This is a genomic window from Domibacillus indicus (assembly GCF_023715895.1).
Classification (GTDB): domain Bacteria; phylum Bacillota; class Bacilli; order Bacillales; family Domibacillaceae; genus Domibacillus; species Domibacillus indicus_A.
This window is the reverse complement of sequence record NZ_JAMBOO010000007.1, coordinates 53,738-75,478: the sequence shown is the minus strand read 5'-3', so window position 1 is coordinate 75,478 and position 21,741 is coordinate 53,738. Positions and strand designations below refer to the sequence as shown.

Genomic DNA, 21,741 nt, shown 5'->3' with positions numbered 1-21,741 from the left:
GGGAAAAAGTTTAATTTGGTGAAATCAATAATAAAATAATCATTATTACATAACCGGAAAGGAATATTCTCCGTGCTATCATCAATGTATAAAAGAAAGCAAGGGAGGAAATGTCCATATGAAAACGGTACCAGGAAGAAAGGTCATTCAGTATAGAGGAACAGCGCTTCACACGAAAGGGTGGCAGCAGGAGGCCGTACTGCGCATGCTGATGAACAATTTAGATCCGGATGTGGCTGAGCATCCAGATCAACTGGTAGTCTACGGCGGCATTGGAAAAGCAGCACGCAATTGGGAATCATTCGACGCGATTGTAAAGACGATCAAGAATCTTGAAAATGATGAAACCCTTCTCGTCCAGTCAGGAAAGCCGGTCGCTGTGTTTAAAACACACCCGGATGCCCCACGAGTGCTTCTCGCCAACTCTAATATCGTACCGGCTTATGCCAATTGGGATACTTTCCACGAGCTTGATAAAAAAGGATTGATGATGTACGGCCAGATGACAGCAGGAAGCTGGATTTACATTGGGTCCCAAGGCATTGTCCAGGGGACATATGAAACATTTGCAGAACTGGCCAAGCAGCATTTTAACGGCTCATTAAAAGGGACCATTACCGTCACAGCCGGTCTTGGCGGTATGGGCGGCGCACAGCCGCTTGCTGTTACAATGAATGGCGGTGTCTGTATCGGCATTGACACAGATGAAACCCGAATTGACCGCCGCATCGAAACGAGATATACAGATGTGAAAACCCATTCGCTTGATAAGGCAATCCAGCAGGCAGAAGAAGCGAAAAAAGAAGGCAGGGCCCTTTCAATCGGCTTGATTGGCAATGCAGCGGAAGTGCTGCCAGCCATGATAAAGCGCGGCTTTATACCGGATGTATTAACGGATCAGACATCTGCTCATGATCCACTAAACGGGTATACACCGGCAGGGATGACCCTTCATGAAGCAGCAAAGCTTCGTCAGGCTGATCCTGGAGAATATGTGAAGCTCTCAAAGGCTTCAATGGCTGTACATGTTAAAGCGATGCTTGAAATGATGGAAAAAGGGGCCGTTACGTTTGATTATGGCAATAACATTCGCCAGGTCGCTAAAGACGAAGGGGTAGAAAACGCTTTTGATTTCCCGGGTTTCGTACCGGCTTATATCCGGCCACAGTTCTGTGAAGGAAAAGGGCCGTTTCGCTGGGTGGCCTTGTCTGGCGATCCAGAAGATATTTATAAAACAGACGAAGCCATTTTGCGGGAGTTTGCGGATAATGAGCACTTATGCAACTGGATACGCATGGCGCAGAAGAAAATTCAATTCCAGGGGCTTCCATCGCGCATCTGCTGGCTCGGTTACGGAGAACGAGCCCGCTTTGGCAAAATTTTAAATGATATGGTGGCAAGCGGTGAATTAAAAGCACCGATTGTGATTGGCCGTGATCATCTTGACTCCGGTTCTGTTGCTTCACCAAACCGTGAAACAGAAGCGATGAAAGACGGATCTGATGCGGTATCCGACTGGCCGATTTTAAACGCCATGATTAATGCCGTAGGCGGCGCTACATGGGTATCCGTTCATCACGGCGGAGGCGTCGGGATGGGATATTCTCTTCATGCGGGTGTCGTCATTGTCGCAGATGGAACAGAAGAAGCAGCCAAGCGCATCGAGCGAGTGCTGACAACCGATCCTGGCATGGGTGTGGTCCGCCATGCGGACGCGGGATATGAACTGGCTCAAAAAACAGCCCGGGAAAAAGGCATCCACATGCCGATGCTGGACAAAGGAGCATCTTCCTCATGACGAAATATAGATGGATTAAACACGCCGCACTCGCGACGCTTTATTCCAATCAAAAAGGGCCGCGTACGAAAGCAGCGATGTCTGATATTGGCTTTATTGAAGATGGCAGTGTCTGGATTGAAGATGGCATCATTCAAGCAGTTGGGACAACAGCTGAACTAGAGAAGATTTATGGACAGAAAGAAGCCGAGATTATTGACGCTGCTTACTGCCTTGTCACACCTGGCCTTGTTGATCCGCACACCCACGTTGTGTATGGAGGTACAAGAGAAAAAGAATTTGAGATGCGTCTTGAAGGTGCCTCGTATATGGATATTATGAATGCAGGCGGCGGTATTCATGCAACGGCAAGAATGACCAGAGAAGCAGAGGAAGAAGAGCTGATCAGCCAAACGTGGAGACGCCTGGATTCGTTTTTAGCGCACGGCGTAACCACTATTGAGGGCAAAAGCGGATACGGCATGAACTGGGAAACAGAGCGCAAGCAGCTGCAGGTAATGAAATCTTTGCAGAAGCGGCATCCCATCGACATTGTTTCGACTTTTATGGGAGCCCATGCAGTCCCTCCAGAGTTTAAAGGAAGGGAAGATGAATTTGTTGACTTGATTATCGAAGAGATGCTGCCGGCAGTTGCAAAAGAAAAATTAGCCGAGTTTAATGATGTTTTCTGTGAAAAAGATGTTTTTACTCCCGAACAGTCCAGGCGCATTCTGGAAGCAGGGAAAACGTACGGGCTTGTGCCAAAAATTCATGCGGATGAAATTGTATCTTATGGAGGTGCAGAGCTGGCAGCCGAAGTGGGTGCGATCTCAGCAGAGCATCTTTTAAAAGCGTCGGATGAAGGCATTGAGGCAATGGCGAAAGCTGGCACGATCGCCTGCCTGCTTCCGGCTACAGCTTTGTATTTGCGTGAAGAAGCGGCTCAAGGACGGAAAATGATTGACCGTGGTGTAGCGGTAGCTATTTCAACCGACTGTAATCCTGGGTCTTCGCCGACTACATCTATGCCGCTTGTCATGAACCTGGCCTGTATTTCTATGAGATTAACACCAGCTGAAGCGCTGACTGCGGCAACATACAATGCGGCTTGTGCCATTCGCCGTGAAGATATGATTGGTTCCATTGAAAAAGGCAAGCAGGCTGATTTTGTATTGTGGAATGTGAAGAGCTATCAAGAGCTGCAGTATTTGTTCGGCGTGAACCATGTCCGGTCGGTTTGGAAAAATGGTGTTCAAGTGGCGGGCGGCTTATGAGCGGCTCATGGCTTCAAAAACCAGTCTGGTCATGGAAGGCAGACAGTGGTGAAGAGCATTTTGTACATCAGTGGGTAAAACCGCTGGAGGACATACAACAGCCTGACCTTATTATATACGGTGCGCCAATCTCACGCTCATCAATCAGTGTATCCGGTGCTTCCTTGTATCCGGAGGAATTTCGCCGCATGTGGAAGAGTTTTGCAGCGTATAACTTGGATGAAGATCTTGATTTATCTCCTTACCGTGTTGCAGATGCAGGGGACGTAATGATGCATACAACGGATATTGTCCTGTCACATGACCGTATTCAAGCTTCAACAAAATATTTAGCTGAAGCTTTCCCGCACGTGCCTACCTGCATGATTGGCGGTGACCACTCAACAACGGCCTGTGCCGTAAGAGGAATTAAAGAAGCTTATCCAGAAGATATAATAGGGGTTTTGCAATTTGATACGCATTTAGATGTCCGGGATCCCAAAGAGCTTGGCCCGGCGAATGGTACGCCGATCCGCCAGCTCATTGATGGGGAAACTGTGAAAGGCGAACATGTTGTCAACATTGGGCTGCATGGCTATTTTAATGCGAAGCCGCTCATTGACTATGCGAAAAAACAGGGTATACAAATGGTTTCATTAAGCAGCGCACGCAAAAAAGGTATGATCCAAACTGTTCAAGAGTCCCTTATGTATTTAGCAGAAAGAACAGACCGCCTTTATGTAACAGTTGATATGGATGTGCTCGACATTTCAAACGCACCGGGTGTTCCAGCGTCTACACCAGGCGGAATGAAACCCGAGGAGTTGTTTGACGTGCTGCTGGAAGTGGGCAGGAATCCCAAAGTGTCTCATATTGACTTTGTGTGTCTGGACCCATCTAAAGATTCACCTGTGGAGCAGACGGTAAAAACCGGTGTTTATGCATGGCTCCAATTTGTAAGCGGCCTTGTCAGCCAAAAAAAGAATAATGGTTTTTAAGAAGACCGGATAATCAAGCTCATTAAAAATGGTCGAATAAAATAGAGTTCTCAATTGGCTCGAGGCTCGTGTAAGCTTTATCTCAAAAAGTAATATGTTTTACCCTATAAGAAGCCTTCAAAGCCTGACCCGCGCTAGAAAAGCACGGCATTTTGTCAGAGATGACGGAGATTGGAAAGTGAAGAAGAATGTCTTATAACGACGAAAAAGAATTTCCTTTAGGAAAATTAACAACACTGCTGGCATTGCTTCATAAAAGTCCGGCAGGCCATGAAATCAAAAAAGAATTAACAAGCAGAGGATATCGGTTTACAGTTGGGCGCGTTGGGGCGATGGATCTCAATAAAGTGATTGCCTCCATTGAAACAAATGCTAAATCCAACGGTATCATTGATGGAGAATCTTACCGTGAAGTACATGCCCTTTACCATAGTATTTTAGAAGCCGTTCAAGGAGTTGGACGGGGTACGGTTCAGTTCGGAGAAATACTTCGAACTGTCGGACTGACCTACAGCGTCGTCAGAGGAGAGATTAACAGTCCCGGTTATTCAGGTGAATGGATCAGTATCTGTATTTATGGGACGATCGGTGCGCCTAAAAAAGGCTTTGAACATGATGCTCTGGGGTTCGGTTTTAACCATATTTAACCTTGACAATTTTAGGAATCATGCATAAAATGAAAGTATAGGATGAAGTGAGAATCCTAACTTAGTGATTTACCTAGTAGCAAGACCTTTTTAAAGAAGCGAATAGAATAAAAATGCCCAGAGTGGTTTTTAGTTTAGAGGGGGCTGCACAAAAGAACGCGTGTTCTTTTTGTGCAGCCCTCTTTTTTGTTTTTTTATAATCGATGTTTGAAAAACAGATGAGGGGAGCGGTCCACATGACCATTCAATTAGACGGGAGCACATTAACATTTGAGGAAATTAAACAGGTGGTGTATCATGCCGAACCAGTAGAATTGAGCGAAGCAGCGTGGGAAAAAGTCGATGAAAGCCGCACAGCTGTCGAGCGGCTGATGGCAGAAGGAAAGATCATGTATGGAGTCAATACGGGATTTGGCAAATTTAGCGATACACCGATTTCTGAAGAAAACGTGGAAAACCTGCAGCTCAATTTAATTAGAAGCCATGCATGCGCTGCAGGCAAGCCGTTTTCTGATACGGTTGCCCGCACGATGGTGCTGCTCCGTACGAATGCCCTGGCAAAAGGATACTCGGGCATCCGCAAAGAAACGCTTCAGCTTCTTATTGACTGTTTAAACCATGGCATTCACCCCGTCGTGCCAAGCCAGGGTTCGCTCGGTGCAAGCGGTGACCTGGCTCCTCTCGCTCATTTAGCTCTCGTCTTAATTGGTGAAGGAGAAGTCATGTATAAAGGAAACACACTGCCTGCAGAAAAAGCACTTCAACAAGCGGGCCTGCATCCAGTCCGTTTACAGGCAAAAGAAGGGCTGGCGCTGATTAATGGGACTCAGGCGATGACATCCGTTGGAGTGATCGCTTATATGGAAGCGCAAGAGCTCGCTGATTTAGCGGATGGTGTGGCGGCACTCACACTGGAAGGGCTTCAGGGCATTGTGGATGCATTCAAGCCGGAATCCCACCTGGTACGTCCATACCCGGAACAGCAGCAGGTGGCCAGCCGTATTCTCTCTTACATGCAAGGGAGCCAGCTGACCACTACCCAAGGGGAAATACGCGTACAGGATGCTTATTCTCTCCGCTGCATTCCACAGGTGCATGGCGCCATTCAGCAGGTACTTCATTATGTAAAAGAAAAGTTATTGATTGAAATCAACTCGGCTACCGATAATCCGCTTATTTTTGCGGACAGTGGAAATGTCATCTCCGGAGGAAACTTTCATGGCCAGCCGATCGCGTTTGCAATGGACTTTCTTGGCATTGCGGTGGCAGAAATCGCGAGTATTTCCGAACGGCGGATTGAGCGCCTTGTCAATCCGCAGCTCAATGACCTGCCCGCTTTTTTAAGTCCGGATCCAGGTCTTCAATCCGGCTTAATGATCACGCAGTATGTGGCAGCTTCGCTCGTTTCTGAAAATAAAACACTCGCACACCCGTCCAGTGTCGATTCCATACCATCCTCTGCGAACCAGGAAGATCATGTAAGCATGGGGACAACAGCTGCACGCCACGCATACGATATCGTGCAAAATTCGCGCCGAGTGCTTGGGATTGAAGCGATATGTGCCGCCCAGGCCGCTGACATTCGCGGGAAAGAGCGCTTATCTCCTTTTTCAAAGCGGCTGCATGCTAATATCCGCTCTGTTGTGCCTATTATTATAGAAGATCGGGTATTTTCGAAAGATATTGAAAATATAGCGCAGGCAATGAAAAACGAGCAATGGCTGAAGCAGGTGTTGGAATCTGAAAAAATCGGCAAAAACTAATAAACGATCCGCTTGATTTATTGATCAGGCGGATCTCAATCAAATACATTGAAAGCACATACAAAGGGAAATGCAGATTATTGGGAAAGTAAAAATCTCACTACAGAAGATGAGGACTTCCGTAATAAGAAAGTAGATTGAGAAAAATAAGCTGGAAACACAGAGTTCTGCTTTCCACGCAAATATAAACGATACGGTGAGTCATGATAAGAGTATATTTCCAGCATTGCTGCTGAAATGTACTCTTTTATTTATTTTTTTCAATCATTTAATAGATTCTTTGCTTATACAACAACTAAATGAAGCTGCAGAGCAGAAACGTTAGATGCTTTACTTTGGAGAATAAGTATTCTTATATTGCACCGGTGTCAGAGACATATACTTTTCAAAATCCTTGTAAAAATGGGCTTTGTCATAAAAATCGCAGCTTTCAACAAGGCTGTTGATGTTTATATTTTGAGAAAGCAGCTCTTGAACAGAATACTGCAGCCGGACAATTTGGCTGAAGCTTTTTGGGGAAAAGCCGATGGACTGTTCGAATTTTTTTCGAACATACCGGTCTGTATATCCGGTGGCTTCTGCAAGCTTCCGAATATTGATCAGCCCTTTAGCGGCATAAATCATATTCAAGCAATAGGAGACCAAGGTGTAGGTTTCTGTTTTTTCATTTTGCCTGCTCAATAAAAAAGAAGAAAAAAAGGCGACCCGTTCCTGAAATGTTGAGAGAGAAGCAATTTTTTCAAGCAGGTTGCTTTCAACTTTTGTAACTTCAAACAATGGAAGTTGTTCAAATTGAAGAAGTTCTTTTACGGAACAATGAAACTGCAGGCTTGTTTGATCTGGAATTAACCGAACCCCAAAGTAAGTAACATTGGTACGAAAGTGATAAGAGCAGCGGTGGCGGGGGCTGACGGCTACAACTGCAAACGGACGCGAAGGATCGCAGCAAAAAAGCAAATCCAGGCAGCCATCCGGAATGACAGGGAGCATGCTGGACAATTGTTCGTTGATGTTAAATTCGTATAAAAGCGAAATATCAGAAGACAGGGCATTGTCAGGCTTGCATTCAATATAAGAAGAACTATGAGAGATCATTTCCGGCTGAGTAGGATGAAAAACCGTGCTTCGTAATAGCATGCTGGTACGCCTCCTCTTTTTTGGTTTTGTACCATGATTATAGGAAGAAGGATTACAGAGAGAAGCAAATATGTCAGAAAACTTGACAGAAAATTTAGATATATACGTACATAGTTCCGTTTTTTACAATGAATTGTTCTGAAAATGTATCTATAGTGAAATCAAGCTAAATACAAGGAGGAATCATTCATGCAAGTACACGATCAAGTAGTAAATGCCGTCAATCACCCGCTAGAGCCCCTTACAGCAGAAGAAATTAAAAGTGCCGTCGCCATTTTGCGCACAGAAAAAAATCTGAATGAAAAAGCCCGGTTTGTGACCGTTGTTCTAAAGGAGCCGGATAAAGAGACCGTGTTAAACTACCAGACTGGCGATTCGATTACCCGTGAAGCTTTTATGATTATTTTAGATAATGAATCTGAAAAAACATATGAAGCCATCGTTTCCGTAACAGAAAATAAAGTGGTGAGCTGGGAGTACATTCCGGACGTGCAGCCAGGTGTCATGCTGGATGAATTCGAAGAGTGTGAGCAGGTAGTGAAAAACAGTCCTGAATTTCAAGAAGCGCTTTTAAAGCGGGGCATTACAAATCCAGATTTAGTCATGGTAGATCCATGGTCAGCCGGGAATTTCGGCATAAAAGAAGATGAAGGAAAACGCCTGGCACGTGCTATCTGCTGGGTACGGAAGTTTCCGAACGATAATGGGTATGCATATCCGCTGACAGGCATTGTGGTGTATGTCGACTTGAACAAAATGGAGGTGCACCGGTTCGAAGACCATGGTGTCCGACCAATGCCGCCGACCGATGCCAACTATACACCTGAAACCTCTGACAGCATTACATTTAGAACAGACTTAAAACCGCTTGAAATCACCCAGCCGGAAGGGCCAAGCTTTGAAGTAGACGGCCACTTTATTAAATGGCAAAAATGGAATATTCGGTTTGGCTTTACGCCGAGAGAAGGTCTTGTTCTGTATACAGTCGGATATGAAGACAAAGGGAAAGTCCGTCCTATTTTATACCGGGCATCACTTTCAGAAATGGTTGTGCCGTATGCCGATGCGAGCTTTGCACATAATTCGCAGAATGCGTTTGACGCCGGTGAATATGGAATGGGCCAGCTGGCCAACTCGCTGGAGCTTGGCTGTGACTGCCTTGGCGAAATTCATTACTTTGACGCGTTAATGACAGATAGCAGAGGAAACGTGCGGAAGATTCCAAATGCCATCTGTCTTCACGAAGAAGATTACGGAGTTGCCTGGAAGCATACGGACTGGAGAACAGAACAGGTGGAAGTGCGCCGGTCCCGCCGGTTAGTTCTTTCCTTTTTCTGTACAGTCGGAAACTATGATTATGGATTTTATTGGAGCTTTTATCAGGATGGAACGATGGAAATGGAAGTAAAGCTGACAGGCATGCTCAATACGGGTACGTTCGATGAAAGCGGCATGTCCAAGTACGGAACAGAGATTGCTCCGCAGTTAAACGCTGCTTATCATCAGCACTTCTTTAACTTCCGCTTGGATACAATGCTCGATGGGATCAATAACTCGGTTGTTGAAATCAATACGCTGCCGGAGAAAAAAGGAGAAGACAATCCATATAGCAATGCCTTTTATATTGATACAAAAACATTTAAAACGGAACAGGAAGCACAGCGGATTATGGATCTGGCGTCGCAGCGGACGTGGAAAATTATCAATCCAAATTCCCTGAACGCAGTCGGAAAGCCGGTCGGTTACAAAATTATGCCGGGTGAAAACTGCCTGCCGTTTGCGAGTGAAGAAGCAAGCGTGATGAAGCGTGCCGGCTTCTTGAGTAAGCATTTGTTTGTGACAAAGTATGATGAAAAGGAAATGCATGCAACAGGCAGCTACCCGAACCAGCATAAAGGAGGAGATGGACTGCCAAAGTATATTTCTGCGAACCGTAATATTGAAAACGAAGATATTGTCGTCTGGTATACAATGGGCCATCATCATATTACAAGACCAGAAGACTGGCCGGTCATGCCGACTGCTTATATTAATTTTCAATTAAAGCCGGTGGGCTTCTTTGACCGAAATCCGGCGCTTGACCTTCCGCGCCCTGTCTCGAAAGCTTCATCCTGCAGCAGCGGCGGGTCTTCCTGCCACAATTGACCACGGAAAGGGAGCAGACACTATGCTCCCTTTTTAAAATCACAATAAAGGAGGGAATCCTATGCTGCTTGCAATGAACATGATGCTGATTGCAGGATACAGTATTTATTTTTCTTATGCTTCTCGTGGAAAAGGGGAGGGAGCATCAGGAGCAGCTGCCAAATGTATTCCGATGCTGTTAGGCATGACAAGCAGTTTAACACTAGGATTGGTTACCGCTCTTTTAATGACCGATAAACTTGCCCTTTCGACCATTGTGTCCATTGTTTTAAGTGCAGGTGCCGCTTATTTGATCGGAAAGAATTACGGGCTCAACGGATTGATCGAGGCACAGGCTTCTAGCTTAATGGGTGCAATGATGGGCGCCATGCTCGGCGTTATGCTTTCATCGAATGAAGAGACGATGATGGTGCTGGCGATGGATATGATTTATCTTGCTAGTTTGTATGGGGCAAGAGCGTGGCAGGCAAAAGAAAATCAGGCGCTTCTCAATCAAAAATTAACCCCTTTGTTGATCACCATGTGTGTAAGCTTCTGCCTAGTGGCTGCAGCTGGCTTTTTGCAATCCGCCAGCATAGAAGCGCCGGCAGAAGAGTCATCACATGACCATATGCATTAAAAGGAGAATCCTCCTCCAACTCTTTTTGATTTATGAAACCAAAAGTTAAAGGAGAGATCAACATGGGATTAGAAGCAAAAAACGTGACAGAAGAGACGGTTTCGGCTGTATCCAAATTTGGATATGAACAAGAATTAAAAGGCTCCATGACCGTTGTTCAGTTAACGGCCTTTGGGCTGAACTATATGCTTCCACTGGCACCTGCGGTTATTTTCGGCGTTTTGCTGGCCACTTCAGGCGGTACGGTGGCCCTTCCTTTTTTATTTGCGGGGATCGCCATGCTGCTGACGGCTTTTAGCTACTCCACTATGGTCAGGAACTATCCGTTATCCGGATCGGTTTACAGCTATGTTGGCCGGGGGTGGAATGCCCACTTGGGCTTTTTAGCCGGCTGGGTTGTGACATTGGATTATGTGTTAATCCCAACCATTACTTCTGTCAGTGCCGCTTATATGGTGCAGGAATATTTTCCAGCTGTCCCTTTTTGGGTGCTGCTAGGCGTGTTTTCTGTAGGGATTGGGCTTTTGAACTTATTTGGCGTTGAACTTATGAATAAGCTGGGTATCTGGTTTTTGCTGCTGGGAGAATTTGTAGTCTGGACGTGTATCTTAGTTTGGGGGAAGGCGGTTCATATGGATGGAGCCGGCACAGGAACCCTGCTCAGCATGCAGCCTTTTCACTTTGACAGTGTAAGTGGCTTGGTCGCAGCTACTTCACTAGCCGTTTTAAGCTTTTTGGGATTTGATGCGATTACAACGCTGGCGGAAGAAACAAAGGAGCCAAAGCGGGATATCCCCAAAGCAATCTTTATGTGTGTTGGCATTGGCCTTGTCACCATGGTGGTCTGCAGCTATGTGGCGATGTTGGTTATTCCGGAATGGAGAACACATGTAAATGATGCAAATTGGATGAATACAGTACTGCTTCAAGTTTCCGAGAAGGCAGGAGGGGATCTTTTCGGCCTCTTTTTTACAGCAGGATTTTTAAGTTCATTAGCTGTTTTTAACATGGTTGCAACCGCTGCAGGCGCCCGTTTGTTATATGGAATGGGGCGGGATAACCTGCTGCCAAAAAGCATTTTTGCAGCTGTAAATAAAAAGTTTAGTACGCCACATTTTAACATCATTTTTATCGTAGCCATTGAATTTATATTAGGAAATACAATGGATATCAACCTTATTTCCAATTTGGTCAACTACGGAGCTTTTTTTGGCTTCACTGCTCTAAACTTATCTGTCATTTGGCTGTACTACGTTAAGAAAAAAGGAGAATCACCGCTTAAACTTGGCAGTCAGCCAAACTGGCTTCCATCCGGCCTGCAGCATATCCGATACTTTGTGCTTCCGCTGTTGGGCTTTTCAGTCATTGCCTATATCTGGTTCGGAATGGACAGGCTTGCTTTACTGCTGGGAACTGTATGGCTGGCAATCGGAATCGCTTTTTTATTCTCCAGAACAAACGGATTTAAAAAGCTGCCGCCTTCTTTGCATGAAGCTGAATAACGCATACTAAATATTTTCTTGAAAAACAGAAGGACCGTAAAAGGTTCTTCTGTTTTGTGCTTATAACTTTTAAAATATTTGTAATCGGCTGTTGGTTTCTTTCAATTTGAATTTAGACTATTAAAATCAGTTGTATTCTGTTCACTACTATTCCAGCCTTTTATTCAATAGTATCCATTTGGAACTCGGATCTAAAAGGTATTTATATTAAGTCTCAGGAATAATCGTTACCGCAATCGTGCGGGCTGGCGCATCAGCATCCTCATTTTTTCGATCATAATATTTGCGCATTAACTGGTTTAATTCCTTCTGAAAATCCTCAAAATGCTGCTCGTCGATTTTTAATTCCATAAGCGAGAAAGTGGAGAGGTCTTCCGCTTGTTGCTTTTTCTCTAGCATAGACAAATAGTTTTGATACTGGGTCATGAGTGACAGCTGATAATATGAAAGATAGCTGAGCTTTTTTTCTTTCGTTAAATGTTTCCACTCATCCGTATGAAGCTGGGCGGCTTCTTCGTCCAACACATAATATTTTTCAGACACGGACCGGACTTTTTTTTCTTTTGCCACACGGATGATACCCGCTTGATGCAGGGTGCTAATATGACGGTACAGGGTCGCTTGAGGCACATCCTGAATGATTTTAACCATTTCTAAAGGTGTCAGGCCGTTTTCTTTGTTTCGCATAAGAGCCTGGGATATTTTCATTCTGACTGGGTGCATTAATATTTCTGCTTTATTCATATATAAATCTCCTTTGAGAACGAAAATGTTCTATTTTTTAGCGTTAAAAACTGTCAGTTGAAAAAAGTTGAGAACATTATCAGTAACGATAATAAAGAAATCATATTAAACTTCAGCCAAAAAAACAAATGCATTCTCCATATATTAATGTTATCATTATCGATAATGATAATAAAGTGGAAGGAATGAGACAATTGCAGCTTCATTACGGATTGGAAGAATTGAAAGAAATCGACTGGACGGTTGTGCTGCCTATTCTTATGCCGTTTATAGCCGTTGCTTTGGTTTTGATTGTGGTGGCGTTAATTGATTTATACCGGCACCGCAAAACACAAGATCATGTGCTTTTTTGGATGATCATCATTCTGGTTTGTAACACGATCGGTCCTATTTTATATTTCACAATCGGACGAAAAGGAGGCGCTGCCCGATGAAAATAAGCGTTGAACATGTGACTAAAACGTTTAAACATAAAACAGCTGTCCAGGATGTTTCTTTACATATTGAGGAAGGGGAATGTGTAGGGCTGCTTGGCCCGAATGGAGCAGGAAAGTCAACGCTGCTCAATATTATTACAGATGTGCTGCCAGCAGATAAAGGTGAGGTGCACCTAGACGGAAAAAGGCTGTCTTCTATGAAGCGCCAGATTGGCTACCTTCCACAGGAGCCACCTCTTTATTCCTGGATGACGGCTAAAGAAACACTCGTTTTTATGGGGCGCCTATCAGACATGCCAAAGAAAAACCTTCTGAAAGAAATTGAAACGGTGCTGACGCGGGTAGGCCTCAAGCAGGAAGAGAATATAAAAGTCGGCACCTTTTCCGGGGGCATGAAACAAAGGCTGGGTATTGCGCAAGCTCTTCTTCATAAGCCGTCTTTTCTTATATTGGATGAACCGGTTTCAGCGCTGGATCCAATCGGAAGAAGAGAGGTGTTGAATTTAATTCGAGATATAAAAAAAGACACCACTGTACTGATATCAACACATATCTTAAGTGATGCAGAAGAAATTTGTGAGCGGCTCGTCATTATGAAAAACGGCATAAAACTGGAAGATACTACACTGGCTGAGCTGACATGCAGAAATGAGGATTCAGCGGTTTATGTTGACCTTACGCCAAGAGACTTGGGCTGGGCGGGGCTCGTCCGGTGCCTGCCCTATGTTCAAAAGGTAGACCTTATTGGTAATACTGTTAAAGTAACGCTTGACGATGTGCAGGCATATAAAAACCATTTGATTGGGCATGCATTGAAGAATAATGTAGACATTTTACGTTTTGAAACAAGAAGGTCAGATACGTTGGAGGAAATCTTTTTAAGAATGGTGGCAGGCGCATGAATGCTTTTTACGTGATCTGGCATAAAGAGTGGATTCAATTAATAAGAGAAGCGAAAATCATTTGGATGCCGCTCGCCTTCATGGGTTTAGGATCTGCTCAGCCTGTTCTGCTGTTTTTTCTACCTTCTATTTTGGAAGCAGTTGGAGGAGGGCAGGGAATTACCATTGATCCGGCGATGACCAATCAAAGCGGAGATGAAGTGCTCGCTGGTACACTTGCCTCACAATTTGATCAGATGGGCTTAATCATTATTGTCGTTTCGACTATGGGAATTATTCAGGCAGATAAAGTGAGCGGCATGCTCAAATTCATTTTAACAAAACCGGTTACTGTGGGAGCTTATATAGGAGGGAAAATAGCGGCCGGCTGCTCCGCTGCTGCCCTAAGCGTGGCAGCTGGATTTGCCGCCTCGCTATTGTATACAGATTATTTGTTTACAAATGTTCCTTTTCGAGTGGTGCTGCCGGCTTTGCTTTTGTATCTGATCTGGGTATTTTTTATTGTTTCCTTTACGGCAATGGTCAGTACCTTGTTTAATGGGCAAGCGGTTATTGCGCTTATCAGTATAGCCTGTCTTCTTGCTTTTCGAATACTGGCCGGGCTGCATCCTATGTTGGGTTGGCTGAATCCAGCCAGTGCCAGCCTGCAGGCGATAGAATTACTTTCCTCGCATTTAAATAAAGCAGAAATGTTTAAAGGCATAGCAGCAACAGTCGTATGGATTATTATAACGGTTGCCTTTTCTTATAAATGGATCGTAAAAAAACGTTTTTAATACGACTGCGAAAATGATCAAAGGAGTGAGCGGAATTTCTGAGCAGGCTGCCGGAAACATACAAAATGTAGCTGCCTCGGCTGAAGAGCAAAATGCAGCGATGGAAGAAGTGTTGGCTTCTGCAGAAGCTTTAAGCCGGATGGCTTTAGAGTTAAGAGAACCAATCAGTAGATTTAAAATATAAAATGCCAAAAGCACACAAAAACGAGCATGCTAGAACAGCGAAGCATGCTCGTTTTTGATGTGATCAATGGCGATTTGATTTTTGTGAGTATCTTCGGTGTTTAACCGGCATTAATCGTTATCGCGTTGTTTAGCGCGGGCTTCTCCGCCCTTTTCGCCAATTTCTTGATAAAATTCTTTATCATGATTCTTGGCAGTGGCTTCTCCACCTTTTTTTCCAATTTCCTGATAGAATTCCTTGTCATGGTTCTTTGCTGTAGCTTCTCCGCCTTTGCGGCCTGCTTCTTCACGACTCATTTTGTCGTTATTGTTGTTAGCCATTAAAAGTTCCTCCTCAGTTCTCTTAGAATTTCTGGTGGTACAGTGTTAATAATACCCGCCTATTCTTCTCTTAAACAACTTTTTTAAGATTTAAGCGAAAGCACCACATAAAAGCTCTATGTCCAAGCTTCTTTGAGCAGTTGAACACCCAAGCGTATTTGTTCTGGCGAAAGGCCGCTGAACCCTAGTTGAATGAAAGGAATAGAAGGAAGATCCTTTGAAAAATAAGGAGCGATAAGATAAATTTTCACCTCAGCCTGCTTGTACTGTTCAACCGAAGAAGGCGGCAGAATCATATAGCTCAGCCGGATCGATGGCAAAAACACTTTCGAAAATGTACTGATATAAATTACGCGTGCTTCCTGCATAAAGCACTTCTATCTGACATGAAGGAATAATAAAAACTGTATCTTCTTAACATGTCACTTTTTTCCCATACTATAAAACAGAAAGCTTTTTTATCAATCAAGTGGGAGGAAGACAAATGAAAATAATAAGAGCTGAGCTGAAGGATCTGCCTGTGCTCTCTCCATTATTTGATGCTTACCGCGTGTTTTATGAGCAGCCAAGTGATGAAAAAGGAGCAGCTGCTTTTTTAAAGGAGAGACTGCAGAGGGAAGAGTCGATTGTGTTTATTGGATACGAAAAAGAAAAGGCAGCTGGATTTGTTCAGCTGTACTCAACGTTTACATCGCTTGGCATGCAGCGGGCATACATCTTGAATGATTTATTCGTCCATCCCTCTTGCCGGCAAAAAGGAATCGGCAAAGCACTGATGCACATCGCTTTTCAATTTTGCGAAAGTGAAGGAGCCAAATTTGTCACCCTTCAGACAGCTAAGGATAACAAAACTGCGCAGACGCTTTATGAAAAAGTCGGCATGCAAAGAGACACCAAATTTTACTCTTATTTTAAATCGTTAACTTAAAAGAAATGCTGGGAAAAAGCAAGACTGAAGCCGCTCTATTGTCAGGTTTTTTCGCCTGCGCTATGATGAAATAACAAATATCTATTTTAGAAGGTTAGGAGAATGGGGATGTATGCTTACAAAGACCAGCCGGATGGCGTGTTTCCTTCGGTCTGCTCACTTGACTGTCCGGATCAGTGCGGCCTCCTGGTCCACAAAAAGAATGGCAGAATCGTAAAGGTAGAAGGCGACCCAAACCATCCTGTTACAAAAGGCAGTATCTGCAATAAAGTTCGCAACATAAAAGAACGGCTTTATGACGAAAAACGGCTGGCATACCCAATGAAGCGTGTTGGGAAAAAAGGAGAAGGCCGGTTTGAACGGATTACGTGGGAAGAGGCACTTGAGACAATAACGTCGCGCTGGAAAGAGCTTATCGAAACGGATGGGTCCGAAAGCATTCTCCCATACAGCTATTATGGCAACATGGGCGTACTCAATTCGGAAAGTATGGACCGGCGCTTTTTCTACAGGCTCGGTGCATCACAGCTGGACCGAAAAATCTGCCAGTCAGCCGGTGAAGCGGGTTACCGGTACACAATGGGAGACAGCAAAGGAACAAATCCCGAGGATACCATTCATGCCAAGCTGATCGTTTTCTGGGGTGTGAATGCGGTCAGCACCAATATGCACCAGGTTGTGCTCGCGCAAAAAGCGCGGAAAAACGGTGCCAAAATTGTGGTGATTGATGTACACCAAAACCAGACTGGAAAGATGGCGGACTGGTTTATCCCGATTAAGCCGGGTACCGATGCGGCACTCGCGCTTGGCATGATGCATATTTTATTTGCGGAGCATTTAGTGGATGAAGACTTTTTAAGAGAATACACAGTGGGCTTTGAAGAACTGAGGGAGCATGTGGTTCAGTATGATCCGGAAACGGTTGCGCAGATTACAGGCGTATCAGTCGATGATCTTTATACGCTTGCCCGTTTATACGGGAGAACATCACCTTCTTTTATCCGCATTGGAAACGGCCTGCAGCACCATGACAACGGCGGCATGTGCATCCGCACGATTTCCTGCCTGCCTGCTTTAACCGGACAGTGGCTGAAGCGGGGCGGCGGAGCCATTAAAGGAAACGCTGGGTATCTGGCTTTTAATTCCGATGCACTGCAGCGTCCGGATTTTCTCGAAAATAAAAACACACGCCGTATTAACATGAACCAGATCGGCCGGGCTTTGACGGGGCTTAAACAGCCGGTTAAATCCATGTTTGTGTACAGCACAAATCCAGCGGTTGTGGCTCCGGAAGGAAACAAGGTGAGAAAAGGGCTGGAGCGTGAAGATTTGTTTCTTGTCGTCCATGATCTGTTTTTAACTGAAACAGCCAAGTATGCGGATATTGTCCTGCCGGCTTCATCTTCGTATGAAAACACCGACTTTTTTACATCGTATTGGCATCATTTTGTTCAAATTCAGCAGCCGGTCATTGGGCCACACGGGGAGTCTAAATCAAATGTTGAAGTGTTCCGCCTGCTGGCTGAAAAAATGGGATTTGAAGAGCCGGAGTTTCGGGAAAGAGATGAAGAAATGATTGACCGTGCGCTTGATTATCCGGAGAATCCATTTATAAAACACATCAATTATACATCGCTGACGGAAAAGCAGTTTATAAGAGCAGATGTGAAACCAATTCTTCCAGGAAAACTGCTGACACCAAGCGGGAAAATCGAATTGTATTCTGAAAAAATGAAGCAGGATGGCTTTCCACCATTGCCTACTTATGTACCGATTAAGCAAGATGAAAAGCTTCCCTATGTATTCATTCCGGCGCCGAATCATAACTTTTTAAATTCGACGTTTTCCAATAATGAAAAACATGTCCAGCTTGAAAAAGAAGCCCGGTTATACATGAATGCAGAAGATGCCAAAGCATCCGGGATTGAAGACGGAGAACAAGTACGCGTTTGGAATTCGCGCGGAGAATGCCGCCTTACTGTATCGGTCGGCAGCGGGGTGCTGCCGGGTGTGGTCGTATCCCAAGGACTGTGGGCAGATGCACCGGGAACCAAACAGCTCGTCAACTCCATGACACCCGACCGCTTGTCGGATATGGGCGGAGGAGCAGTCTTTTTTTCCGGTCGTGTGAATGTAGCAAAAGAATAAAGTATTAAAGCGAATTTGAGCTTTAAAAATAATTCATGACAAATGCTGTTTGTGGTACAAAGACAGTTGACAGTTACACGAGAAAGCAGGCTTTACAACGAAGAAGGATGTTCTGAAACATGTATTTTAGGAAGGAGAAGATAATCTGCCTAGTACTTAAAAGATAAAACACGTAAAAACCCTTGATTATCAAGGGTTTTTGTTTATACAGCTTAACCCTGACCTATTTTGCCCGCCAACCGCCAAAACATAGTGGTTTTTAAGGTATTATCGGACGGTAGAATCTGTTTCAATTTATTCTTAAAAGGTATATAAGATCTAATTATTTCTCCTCCCTTTGTCTGTCTGCAGAAGAAAACAAAAATAATCGTAGCCACAAGCCCCAGTAGTGACTGATCATAAAGAATATTTGAATCATATAGGCCACTAGCTGAATGCAAGATAATATTTATCTTTAAAAATAGACTATTGTGCAACCAAAATTTCCATTTGTTACATAGAGTAGTATGAGGATAATTTTAAACAGGTAGCCACTTTTCATTTCTACCTCATGATTACCTCAACAAAATTTAATGTGAAAGGAGGGAGATGTAACATGCCTAAACACATGCCTAAACACAAAAAAGAAGATCGGAAAGGAAAAGACTGGGAAGAAAAAGACGAGAAAGAAAAAGACAAGAAAGAGAAAGACGGGAAAGACAAAGACAAAGACAAGAAAGACAAAGACGGGAAAGATAAAGACAAAGACAAGAAAGACAAAGACGGGAAAGATAAAGACAAGAAAGACAAAGACGGGAAAGACAAAGATAAGAAAGACAAAGACGGGAAAGACAAAGATAAGAAAGACAAAGACGGGAAAGATAAAGACAAGAAAGACAAAGACGGGAAAGACAAAGGCAAGAAAGACAAAGACGGGAAAGATAAAGACAAGAAAGACAAAGACAAAAAAGACAAAGATAACAAAAAGAAATGACCTTGGATTTACACCCATTCTATATTCCGCTGAAGGATAACAAGCTTGTTGGTCTTAATAACAGGATTGTTATATCCTTAACAACGAATGTAACGTTATTCTCATTACTCTATTCAGTACAGTGAGTTTCTGCCTGAATTTGATCTCTCCATAGGAAAAATAACTAAAAATAAATATTTTAAACACAAATAAGCCTGTTAAAGATTAAAGATATGTTAAACGGTAATATACTTGGTATTACAAGAATACAAGTGTAGCATAACAGATATTATGTTGCATTCATAAATAAACTAAAAAGCAGGCTTCCTCCCTTGGTGATTAAGAGAGGAAGCCTGCTTTTTTTCTAAGTGCTAATAGCCAAAACGAATATAGGAAGATTAATATTATTAAGTAAATCGTCGGATGCTGGATGGGCTTGATTAAGAGGACAGCGGGTGTACTTGAGAAAGTATAAAGAGAAGCATAAAAAAAGCCGCGGGGGACTCCGCGGTATAAGAAACTAGGGCAAGTGGTCAATGAAAGACCATGTCTTTAATCATTTACCCGCTACGGTGAAATATAAACCATGTTCACCCAAATAAGCAGCATTAGCTAGCAGGAAATGTATTTCATGTTGGCAACGGTAACATGTAGAAGTGACATCGAAACAGTAATAGCAGCTTGACTAGAGCGCCATTTCTAAGCAGTTAAGAACCCTGGAAGAATCTTTGAAATGTCGCTCAGCCATTTAAATCAATAGCCGTAGCCGCCTTTGAATGAAGCACCAATGATGATTAAAAGAATGAACAGAACTACAATCAACGCAAAGCCGCCGTTGTAACCATAACCACTCATACCATTTCACCTCCTTTACAGAAAGGTAGTGAAGCAGTTCTATAAATCAATGTTTGTAATCGATTTATATTATTAGGATATGAGTAAAGAAGCATATTGGATTAAACATTTGTCTCTATTGTTAAACTTTTTTGCAGAGTAGAATAGTAGATTGCTTCATCTCATCGGTGAAATTGGGAAGGGGGGTATAAATCCAACCCTGTGTGAGTACGAATAACTTTTGTATGAAAGCCTCATTAATATAAAAATGGAGCTTTTTTTGTTTGGGCCTATAATTTAAAAGGAGAATGAACTTTGCATCCTGGACTCTTCCTTTTATGGATTCGGAACCTTCTTCTCCTCTGAGGCAGGCGTGGACAGATTCAGAAAGGAATTCTGTATAAAGCTTTATAAGGCAAGTTAATCGCACTAAAAAGTGGCAATATATCTTAATTTTGCTGGAAATTCATCTATTTTCACTGAATTTTCACTTTTCACAACTACAATCAATACATCACGCAATAGAAAGGGGAGATAAACAAGTGAATGAAAAAATAAAGCAAGTGCTTTTCTGGGGAACTGTAAGCGTTTCAGGGCTTGCTGGAGTCAACTTTTTTCTAAATCTCTTCGAAAGGTCTGAAGGTCATGAGCGATATGGATATGCCCACCAAATGGGGAGAGGCCATGGAGGAGGGCCAGCATTCCATGCAGACATGCATGGACCGCACCATGGCGGTGACTTTTCCTGGCTTGTAATGATGCTCCTCCTTACTGTAGCTGGGACTGCCGCGATATTCGCCTATAGGTGGTACAAGAAAAAAGACAAAGCTGATGCGTTTCAGCAATTTGTCACGAATGTCCCTGCTTCAAAAACAAGCCCTCCGATAAATCAAAGTAATGCGGACATTTTAGACAGCTGGGAGAAAGAACAAAAACTTGAGAAGGAGAATGAGTAATATGGGGATTTTTAAGAGATTAAAAACGATGGGCAGTGCTGGAATAAACGGCGTGCTCGATAGCCTGGAAAATCCTATTGCGATGTTAAACGAGTATATGAGAGAAATGGAAGGGGAGCTCAAAAAAGGGGAACAGGCATTAGCACAGCAAATTTACCTCGAAAATAAACAAAAAGCATTAATTAATGAAACAGAAAGCCTGGTTGCAAAAAGGGACAGGCAGGCAAGATTAGCTGTGGAACAAGGAGAGGACTTTATCGCAAAATTGGCCTTGCAGGAAAAATTGATTCACCAGCAGCAGCTCACTCTTTATACTGAGCAGTTGAATATTCTTCAGGGCCAAACCGAGACACTTTATGAAGAATTGAATCAACTAAAAAAAACCTATCATGAATTTCAACAAAAAAGATTAATGCTCATTTCGAGAGCCAATATAGCTCAATCGATCAAACGGATTCAAAAAACGAATGTGACATTCCATTCTGAAACGATCGCTAATGGGATGTCACGCGTAGAGGACCGTATCTTAATGATGGAAGCTGAAGCACAAGCGAGTAGACAGTTTACAGGAAGTTTAAGCACCCCTATCAAAAGATATATTGATCCAAGGTTAGAATATGAATTGGAACAAGTACTGCAAGTAGTGAAAAAGAGGTCAAATCAATAGAAGCTGCCCAGTAATCTTTTAAGATAAAAAACCCTTATTTCCATGCTTTCTT

General features: G+C 43.5%; 21 protein-coding genes and 1 pseudogene. 17 read left to right on the top strand and 5 right to left on the bottom strand.

Annotated features, from left to right (window positions below):
• The first annotated feature begins 118 nt into the window (after positions 1-118).
• The 5 genes from hutU (at position 119) to hutH (ending at position 6,438) form a co-directional block, all read left to right on the top strand.
• A complete protein-coding gene (hutU, locus tag M3221_RS12890; RefSeq protein ID WP_251272161.1) occupies positions 119-1,798 on the top strand; it encodes a urocanate hydratase in 1,680 nt (559 codons plus the stop codon).
• Positions 1,795-3,051, top strand: a complete 1,257-nt coding sequence (hutI, locus tag M3221_RS12885; RefSeq protein ID WP_251272160.1) for an imidazolonepropionase — start codon at positions 1,795-1,797, stop codon at positions 3,049-3,051. The genes hutU and hutI overlap by 4 nt, the downstream gene beginning before the upstream one ends.
• The gene (locus M3221_RS12880) at positions 3,048-4,028 is read left to right on the top strand and encodes an agmatinase family protein (RefSeq protein WP_251272159.1); all 981 of its coding nucleotides are present in this window, start codon (positions 3,048-3,050) and stop codon (positions 4,026-4,028) included. Before hutI ends, M3221_RS12880 begins: the two co-directional genes overlap by 4 nt.
• Positions 4,029-4,216: 188 nt before the next feature.
• Positions 4,217-4,675, top strand: a complete 459-nt coding sequence (gene hutP, locus M3221_RS12875) for a hut operon transcriptional regulator HutP (RefSeq protein ID WP_251272158.1) — start codon at positions 4,217-4,219, stop codon at positions 4,673-4,675.
• 236 nt (positions 4,676-4,911) lie between these two features.
• A complete protein-coding gene (gene hutH, locus M3221_RS12870) occupies positions 4,912-6,438 on the top strand; it encodes a histidine ammonia-lyase (RefSeq protein ID WP_251272157.1) in 1,527 nt (508 codons plus the stop codon).
• A gap of 330 nt (positions 6,439-6,768) precedes the next feature.
• Here hutH and M3221_RS12865 read toward each other — a convergent pair whose 3' ends face one another.
• Entirely contained in the window at positions 6,769-7,575 is an 807-nt protein-coding gene (locus M3221_RS12865; protein ID WP_251272156.1) for a helix-turn-helix domain-containing protein, read from the bottom strand.
• 189 nt (positions 7,576-7,764) lie between these two features.
• Here M3221_RS12865 and M3221_RS12860 point away from each other — a divergent pair, with 189 nt between their 5' ends.
• The 3 genes from M3221_RS12860 to M3221_RS12850 all read left to right on the top strand — a co-directional run bounded on the left by M3221_RS12860 (position 7,765) and on the right by M3221_RS12850 (position 11,841).
• Complete coding sequence (locus M3221_RS12860) at positions 7,765-9,720, top strand: primary-amine oxidase (RefSeq protein ID WP_251272155.1); 1,956 nt, start codon at positions 7,765-7,767, stop codon at positions 9,718-9,720.
• Between the two features lie 61 nt (positions 9,721-9,781).
• Complete coding sequence (locus tag M3221_RS12855; RefSeq protein ID WP_251272154.1) at positions 9,782-10,339, top strand: hypothetical protein; 558 nt, start codon at positions 9,782-9,784, stop codon at positions 10,337-10,339.
• A 62-nt stretch (positions 10,340-10,401) separates the two neighbouring features.
• Complete coding sequence (locus M3221_RS12850; RefSeq protein WP_251272153.1) at positions 10,402-11,841, top strand: APC family permease; 1,440 nt, start codon at positions 10,402-10,404, stop codon at positions 11,839-11,841.
• 207 nt (positions 11,842-12,048) lie between these two features.
• On the opposite strand, the gene M3221_RS12845 is transcribed toward M3221_RS12850, so the two are convergent.
• Positions 12,049-12,585 (bottom strand): helix-turn-helix domain-containing protein, encoded by a 537-nt coding sequence (locus M3221_RS12845; protein WP_251272152.1) that lies wholly within the window; start codon positions 12,583-12,585, stop codon positions 12,049-12,051.
• Positions 12,586-12,779: 194 nt separating this feature from the next.
• Here M3221_RS12845 and M3221_RS12840 point away from each other — a divergent pair, with 194 nt between their 5' ends.
• The 4 genes from M3221_RS12840 to M3221_RS12825 are packed head-to-tail and all read left to right on the top strand — an operon-like array spanning position 12,780 to position 14,884.
• Positions 12,780-13,019, top strand: coding sequence for a PLD nuclease N-terminal domain-containing protein (locus tag M3221_RS12840; protein ID WP_251272241.1), 240 nt, complete (start codon positions 12,780-12,782; stop codon positions 13,017-13,019).
• The gene (locus M3221_RS12835) at positions 13,016-13,924 is read left to right on the top strand and encodes an ABC transporter ATP-binding protein (RefSeq protein ID WP_251272151.1); all 909 of its coding nucleotides are present in this window, start codon (positions 13,016-13,018) and stop codon (positions 13,922-13,924) included. Before M3221_RS12840 ends, M3221_RS12835 begins: the two co-directional genes overlap by 4 nt.
• Positions 13,921-14,700, top strand: a complete 780-nt coding sequence (locus M3221_RS12830; RefSeq protein WP_251272150.1) for an ABC transporter permease — start codon at positions 13,921-13,923, stop codon at positions 14,698-14,700. The genes M3221_RS12835 and M3221_RS12830 overlap by 4 nt, the downstream gene beginning before the upstream one ends.
• A gap of 25 nt (positions 14,701-14,725) precedes the next feature.
• Entirely contained in the window at positions 14,726-14,884 is a 159-nt protein-coding gene (locus tag M3221_RS12825; protein ID WP_251272149.1) for a hypothetical protein, read from the top strand.
• Between the two features lie 113 nt (positions 14,885-14,997).
• Here the strand turns inward: M3221_RS12825 and M3221_RS12820 are convergent.
• Positions 14,998-15,204: pseudogene (locus tag M3221_RS12820) on the bottom strand (KGG domain-containing protein); the annotation flags it as partial.
• A gap of 116 nt (positions 15,205-15,320) precedes the next feature.
• On the bottom strand, positions 15,321-15,572 hold the full coding sequence (locus M3221_RS12815; protein WP_251272148.1) for a hypothetical protein: 252 nt from the start codon (positions 15,570-15,572) through the stop codon (positions 15,321-15,323).
• A 116-nt stretch (positions 15,573-15,688) separates the two neighbouring features.
• Here M3221_RS12815 and M3221_RS12810 point away from each other — a divergent pair, with 116 nt between their 5' ends.
• The 3 genes from M3221_RS12810 to M3221_RS12800 all read left to right on the top strand — a co-directional run bounded on the left by M3221_RS12810 (position 15,689) and on the right by M3221_RS12800 (position 19,253).
• On the top strand, positions 15,689-16,132 hold the full coding sequence (locus M3221_RS12810; protein ID WP_251272147.1) for a GNAT family N-acetyltransferase: 444 nt from the start codon (positions 15,689-15,691) through the stop codon (positions 16,130-16,132).
• Positions 16,133-16,240: 108 nt separating this feature from the next.
• The gene (locus M3221_RS12805; protein WP_251272146.1) at positions 16,241-18,280 is read left to right on the top strand and encodes a molybdopterin-containing oxidoreductase family protein; all 2,040 of its coding nucleotides are present in this window, start codon (positions 16,241-16,243) and stop codon (positions 18,278-18,280) included.
• Positions 18,281-18,875: 595 nt separating this feature from the next.
• The gene (locus M3221_RS12800; RefSeq protein WP_251272145.1) at positions 18,876-19,253 is read left to right on the top strand and encodes a hypothetical protein; all 378 of its coding nucleotides are present in this window, start codon (positions 18,876-18,878) and stop codon (positions 19,251-19,253) included.
• 732 nt (positions 19,254-19,985) lie between these two features.
• Here the strand turns inward: M3221_RS12800 and M3221_RS12795 are convergent.
• The gene (locus tag M3221_RS12795; protein WP_251272144.1) at positions 19,986-20,087 is read right to left on the bottom strand and encodes a YjcZ family sporulation protein; all 102 of its coding nucleotides are present in this window, start codon (positions 20,085-20,087) and stop codon (positions 19,986-19,988) included.
• Between the two features lie 521 nt (positions 20,088-20,608).
• On the opposite strand from M3221_RS12795, the gene M3221_RS12790 reads away from it, so the two are divergent.
• Positions 20,609-21,022, top strand: coding sequence for a hypothetical protein (locus M3221_RS12790; RefSeq protein ID WP_251272143.1), 414 nt, complete (start codon positions 20,609-20,611; stop codon positions 21,020-21,022).
• 1 nt (position 21,023) lies between these two features.
• The gene (locus M3221_RS12785; protein ID WP_251272142.1) at positions 21,024-21,689 is read left to right on the top strand and encodes a PspA/IM30 family protein; all 666 of its coding nucleotides are present in this window, start codon (positions 21,024-21,026) and stop codon (positions 21,687-21,689) included.
• The last annotated feature ends 52 nt before the right edge of the window (positions 21,690-21,741 follow it).

Excerpts from the sequence above, each read along its gene's own strand:
- hutU (WP_251272161.1), top strand. The coding sequence starts at position 119 with ATGAAAACGGTACCAGGAAGAAAGGTCATTCAGTATAGAGGAACAGCG.
- hutI (WP_251272160.1), top strand. The coding sequence starts at position 1,795 with ATGACGAAATATAGATGGATTAAACACGCCGCACTCGCGACGCTTTAT.
- M3221_RS12880 (WP_251272159.1), top strand. The coding sequence starts at position 3,048 with ATGAGCGGCTCATGGCTTCAAAAACCAGTCTGGTCATGGAAGGCAGAC.
- hutP (WP_251272158.1), top strand. The coding sequence starts at position 4,217 with ATGTCTTATAACGACGAAAAAGAATTTCCTTTAGGAAAATTAACAACA.
- hutH (WP_251272157.1), top strand. The coding sequence starts at position 4,912 with ATGACCATTCAATTAGACGGGAGCACATTAACATTTGAGGAAATTAAA.
- M3221_RS12865 (WP_251272156.1), bottom strand. The coding sequence starts at position 7,575 with ATGCTATTACGAAGCACGGTTTTTCATCCTACTCAGCCGGAAATGATC.
- M3221_RS12860 (WP_251272155.1), top strand. The coding sequence starts at position 7,765 with ATGCAAGTACACGATCAAGTAGTAAATGCCGTCAATCACCCGCTAGAG.
- M3221_RS12855 (WP_251272154.1), top strand. The coding sequence starts at position 9,782 with ATGCTGCTTGCAATGAACATGATGCTGATTGCAGGATACAGTATTTAT.
- M3221_RS12850 (WP_251272153.1), top strand. The coding sequence starts at position 10,402 with ATGGGATTAGAAGCAAAAAACGTGACAGAAGAGACGGTTTCGGCTGTA.
- M3221_RS12845 (WP_251272152.1), bottom strand. The coding sequence starts at position 12,585 with ATGAATAAAGCAGAAATATTAATGCACCCAGTCAGAATGAAAATATCC.
- M3221_RS12835 (WP_251272151.1), top strand. The coding sequence starts at position 13,016 with ATGAAAATAAGCGTTGAACATGTGACTAAAACGTTTAAACATAAAACA.
- M3221_RS12830 (WP_251272150.1), top strand. The coding sequence starts at position 13,921 with ATGAATGCTTTTTACGTGATCTGGCATAAAGAGTGGATTCAATTAATA.
- M3221_RS12815 (WP_251272148.1), bottom strand. The coding sequence starts at position 15,572 with ATGCAGGAAGCACGCGTAATTTATATCAGTACATTTTCGAAAGTGTTT.
- M3221_RS12810 (WP_251272147.1), top strand. The coding sequence starts at position 15,689 with ATGAAAATAATAAGAGCTGAGCTGAAGGATCTGCCTGTGCTCTCTCCA.
- M3221_RS12805 (WP_251272146.1), top strand. The coding sequence starts at position 16,241 with ATGTATGCTTACAAAGACCAGCCGGATGGCGTGTTTCCTTCGGTCTGC.
- M3221_RS12800 (WP_251272145.1), top strand. The coding sequence starts at position 18,876 with ATGCCTAAACACATGCCTAAACACAAAAAAGAAGATCGGAAAGGAAAA.
- M3221_RS12795 (WP_251272144.1), bottom strand. The coding sequence starts at position 20,087 with ATGAGTGGTTATGGTTACAACGGCGGCTTTGCGTTGATTGTAGTTCTG.
- M3221_RS12785 (WP_251272142.1), top strand. The coding sequence starts at position 21,024 with ATGGGGATTTTTAAGAGATTAAAAACGATGGGCAGTGCTGGAATAAAC.